The organism is Gemmatimonas sp. (assembly GCF_044345575.1).
Lineage (GTDB): Bacteria > Gemmatimonadota > Gemmatimonadetes > Gemmatimonadales > Gemmatimonadaceae > Gemmatimonas.
In genome coordinates this window covers 1-4,552 of record NZ_JBIJAW010000268.1, presented here as the reverse complement: position 1 = coordinate 4,552, position 4,552 = coordinate 1, and the positions used below count along the sequence as shown (strand labels likewise).

5 protein-coding genes are annotated in these 4,552 nt (G+C 66.8%); all 5 read right to left on the bottom strand.

The features are described from left to right. The coding region (locus tag ACIQ6O_RS13265) for an SDR family NAD(P)-dependent oxidoreductase (RefSeq protein WP_396208267.1) at positions 1 to 680 on the bottom strand (680 nt) is incomplete at its 3' end. Beyond that, a complete protein-coding gene (locus tag ACIQ6O_RS13260; protein ID WP_396208266.1) occupies positions 677 to 1,270 on the bottom strand; it encodes an SIS domain-containing protein in 594 nt (197 codons plus the stop codon). The genes ACIQ6O_RS13260 and ACIQ6O_RS13265, both read right to left, overlap by 4 nt. 43 nt (positions 1,271 to 1,313) lie before the next feature. Beyond that, positions 1,314 to 2,057, bottom strand: a complete 744-nt coding sequence (locus ACIQ6O_RS13255) for a tyrosine-protein phosphatase (protein ID WP_396208265.1) — start codon at positions 2,055 to 2,057, stop codon at positions 1,314 to 1,316. A 22-nt stretch (positions 2,058 to 2,079) separates the two neighbouring features. After that, positions 2,080 to 2,454 carry a hypothetical protein gene (locus ACIQ6O_RS13250; RefSeq protein WP_396208264.1) on the bottom strand — a complete coding sequence of 125 codons (375 nt, stop codon included), beginning with the start codon at positions 2,452 to 2,454 and terminating at the stop codon, positions 2,080 to 2,082. After that, positions 2,451 to 4,552, bottom strand: a 2,102-nt coding sequence (gene alaS / locus ACIQ6O_RS13245; RefSeq protein ID WP_396208263.1) for an alanine--tRNA ligase, incomplete at its 5' end; no start/stop codon positions are given. The genes ACIQ6O_RS13250 and alaS, both read right to left, overlap by 4 nt.

Genomic DNA, 4,552 nt, shown 5'->3' with positions numbered 1-4,552 from the left:
AAGAGCACCGGACCCGCGATATCGGCGGGACTCGCCACCCGCTGCAACGGAATGTTCGCCTCGATCCGCCCACGTCCCTCGGCCGCAAACGGACGCGCCACCGCCTCGGTATCCACCCAACCGGGCGCGACACTATTCACCGTGATGTCGCGCGCGCCGAGCTCCACCGCCAGGGACTTCACGAACGAGATCATGGCCCCCTTCGATGCGGCGTAATCGGCGTGCCCCGCTTCGCCGCGCTGGCCGGCCGTACTCGAGATGAACACCAGCCGTCCCCCGTTGGGCATGTGCCGCACCGCAGCGCGCGCACCGAAGAACATGCCGTCGAGATTGGTGGCCACCGTGTGATGCCACCGTTCATCGTCGAGGTCGGCCACCGGCACGGAGACATCGGGCCAGACACCGGCGTTACCCACGAAGATATCGAGCTGGCCGAACTGCCTTACCGCCTCGGCCACGAACGCGTCGTTCGCTGCGCGTGTCGACAGGTCACCCTGGAAGGCAAAGGCGCGCACGCCGAGCGTCGTGAGTTCGTCGACAAGCCCCTGGGCTTCGTCGGCGCGCGAACGATACGCGATACCCACATCGGCACCTGCCTGCGCGAGGAGACGGGCACATGCGGCGCCGATCCCACGCGCGCCGCCGGTGACAAGTGCCTTCTTGCCGGAAAGACTGATCACAGTGTGGCCTCGATGGCATCACAGATGGCGTGCTGAATGCACAGATGAATCTCCTGCGCCCGATCGGTGCGCGACGTGGGCACGACGATACAGACATCGGCTTTGTGCTTGAGGGCACCGCCATCCTTGGCCGTTAGCGCCAACACGGGCATCCCCTTGGCACGCGCCGCGTCCGCCGCGAGCAGCACATTCGGTGAGTTGCCACTCGTGGAGTGAATGATGAGCAAGTCACCGGGCTTTCCGATCGCCTGCACCTGACGTTCGAACACGTGGTCGAACCCGAAGTCATTGCCCGTGGCGGTGAGCAACGAACTGTCGGTGGTCAGGGCAATCGCGGGATACGGGCGCCGGTTCCGCATGTAGCGCACGACATACTCCGTGGCCATATGCTGTGCGTCGGCTGCCGATCCACCGTTCCCGCAGAACAGCAACGTGCCTTCGCGTGCCACCGTGTCCTTCACAAGATCGAGCGCGCGCGCGATGCCGTCCTCGAGTTGGACCGCACTTCGCTCAGCCGTGGCGGCGAGTTCACGCAGGGCGTCGAGCAGCGGAGTTACAGGCCCCGGTGTCGTCTGTGCAGATGAGGTCATAAGTATCCGAAATCGAGTTCGAGAGAGCTGTCGTACGCGAGCACTACCGACCGAACAGGCGCTTCACCCGGGCCAACAACCCGGGACGCAGCGGCGGGACCGGCAATGGATCTTCATCATTCAGGACGCACTCGGCGTTCGTGTGCGTGAGCAGCGTGAGCTGCTCGTCCCCACCACGCTCGAGCAGCCACTCGTGCACTGCGGCCAATGAACGGGAATCACCGTGGTTGTCGGAGGCGAGAATGTCGATCAAGCCCTCGGCCAGCATGGCCCGGGCGAGTTCCGCCGGCACCCCGCGCCCCATCAACACCGACGCATCCGTCTGAATGACCACCCCGATGGCACGCCACTCACGAATCGCCTCGAGCGTGCAACCGAAATAACGCTCGGGGTGCGCCAGGATCGGCGTTCGCCCAGAGCGCGCAATGCGGCGCAACTCCGCGGTGGCACCGCGCGGTAAGCCGCCCCGCGTGAACTCCACGAGCAGCGCCCGCGAACCGCCCAACGTCAACTCCGGCGCGCTGAGGTCTACGTTGGGCGCATCCAGCATGATCTCCCAACCGAGCTTCAGTGCAAGGGCGGCGGGACCGCGACGCTGCAGTTCCTCCAGCAGGGCGTGGTGATGCGCGACCGGCGCCGCAGTGACCTGGCTGGCATTGAGGTGAGGCGTGCAGACGAGCGTGGTCACTCCCTCCTCGGCGAAGCGCTCGAGGACGGGCACTGACACGTCGAACGATGGCGAGCCGTCATCGACCCCGGGCAGGAGATGGGTGTGAATGTCGATCACGACCAAACTCCCGAAAAGACGGTCACCCCTGCAATGCGGCCGGCAGCGACGCGATGCGCGACATCGCCCGGGCCGCCCGCTCCTCGAGACGCGCCGGCTCGTCGGCCGCGGCCTGGAACGCGTACGTCACGAGCGCATCCACCGCCAGTAGATCGAGCGCGGTGGCGCGGCTCGTCGACCCCGACGCGAGCAGCGCATCCAACAGCGTTTCGCCGGCCTCGAGGCACGCCTCCGGCACCTCGGCCACCGGCCGGTGCGCCGAAGGTGCCACCAGGTCGCGCAAGCGATGATGCAAGGCGGCAGGCGGCGCAGGTTCGAGGCGCGCGATCCATTCGCCTACCGTGGCTGCGGGCGCCGACAGCTCGCCGGCCGACGGTGCCTGCCCAGGCGCGGTCATCCCGCCACCGTGAGCTTCGCCATGACATCGCCTGCGGCCGCAAGCGCGGCGTCGATCTGGGCAGCATCCACGCCGGCCTGGGCCATGTGCGGCTTGCCCCCCCCGCGACCGCCAACCGTCGCGGCCACGTCACGCACAATGATGTCGGCCCGCAGGCCCCGTTCACGCACATCGTCGGTGGCCACCGCGAGGAGTGCGCCCTTGCCGTCAGCCAGGGCCGCGCCGAGCACGGCCACCCCGCTCCCGAGTGCTTCGCGGACAGCATCACCGAGCGCCTGCAGCGCCTTCACATCGGCCACATCGACGCGCGAGGCCACGAAGCGTGTGCCGCCCACATCGGCCGCCATCCCCGCCAGCTGCTGCGCGACTCCGCCTCCCTGGGCGCCGCCACGCAGGGCTTCGTCGAGCCGCTTCTCGAGTTGCTTCCGCTCGTCCAAAATCGACTCGAGCTTCTTCTCGATCTGCTCGGCGCCGCTCGTCATGCCACTCATGGGCACCTTGAGGCGGGACGCGACCTGCAGCAGGGCGCGTTCGCGATCGGCCATGAACTGAAACGCGCGCGGGCCGGACACGGCTTCGATACGGCGCACGCCGGCGGCAACTCCGCTTTCACTCACGATGCGTACGAGGCCGATCTCCGACGTGTTGCGTACGTGTGTACCACCGCACAGTTCCACGGACAACCCCGGGATCTCGACCACGCGCACCACGTCGCCGTACTTCTCACCGAACAGCGCCATCGCCCCACGCGCCACGGCAGCGTTGTACGACTCTTCCTGAATGGTTACGGCGGCCGAAGCCCACACGCCCGCGTTCACGTCGGATTCGATCGCCGCCATCTGCTCGGCGGTCACCGGCCCATGGTGCGTGAAGTCGAAGCGCAAGCGATCAGGAGCCACGAGCGAGCCTGCCTGATGGACATGCTCTCCGAGCACCTTGCGCAGCGCCGCGTGCAGCAGGTGCGTTGCGGTATGGTGGCGCTCCGTGTCCTTGCGGCGATCCCGCGGGACCGCCGCGTGCGCGCGACCGAAGGTGATTTCACCGGTCGGTGTCCCGATGGCCGCGATGCGACCATCGAGCTTGCGCACCTCATTCACGACAACGCTCCAGCCCTCGCCGGTAATGGTACCCTGGTCGGACACCTGCCCACCCGACTCCGCATAAAACGGCGACTCGCGCAGCATGACCGCCACGCGGCCATCGGCGAGATGGCGCACGGCCGTGACGATCGTGTTCACCTCGATCACGTCGTATCCGACAAAGCGACCCATGCCCTCGGCATGCTGCTGGTCGTGGGTCCACTGCGTGGGATCGGCGAAATCGTCGCTGCTGACCGTGATCTGTTTCGACTTGCGCTCGTCCTGCGACTGCTTGCGCTGCGCCGAGAGCGCCTGTTCAAACCCCGAGATATCGACGAGATACCCGCGTTCGCGGGCCATCAGTTCGGTCAGGTCGATGGGGAATCCGAACGTGTCGTACAGTCGGAAGGCATCCTCACCCGAGACGGTACCACGCAACCTGGACGATCCCTGGGTGGATCCTTCCGGCGCGAGTTCCTCGAAGCGGCTCATGCCGGCATCGATGGTGGCGAGGAAGCGCTCCTCTTCGGCCCGCGTGGTCTCGATGATGTGCTTGCGACGCACGTGCAACTCGGGATAGATGTCGCGCATCGTATCGATGAGCGTTTCCACCACGTGCACCAAGGTCGGCTCGCGCCGGCCAAGCAACCACGCATGACGCACGGCGCGGCGCAGAATGCGCCGCAGCACGTAGCCGCGCCCCTCGTTGCTCGGGAACACGCCGTCGGCGAGCAGGAAGCCCACAGCGCGGGCATGGTCGGCCAGCACCCGGAACGACGCGGGATCGATTTCCTTCCCGGACTTGTCGAAGGCGGTGCCCAGCCCCACGCCGGGCCGATACGGATACTGAATACCAACGATTTCCTCGACCTTCTCGATGAGCGGGCGGAATCCGTCGGTGTGGAAGTTGTTCGTCACTCCCTGCATCACGGCCGCGATGCGCTCGAGCCCGGCGCCGGTATCGACCGACGGCTTGGGGAGCGGGACCAACGTGCCATCGGGCTGACGATCGAACTGCA

Coding starts and splice junctions, on each gene's coding strand:
- ACIQ6O_RS13260 (WP_396208266.1), bottom strand. CDS start 1,270: ATGACCTCATCTGCACAGACGACACCGGGGCCTGTAACTCCGCTGCTC.
- ACIQ6O_RS13250 (WP_396208264.1), bottom strand. CDS start 2,454: ATGACCGCGCCTGGGCAGGCACCGTCGGCCGGCGAGCTGTCGGCGCCC.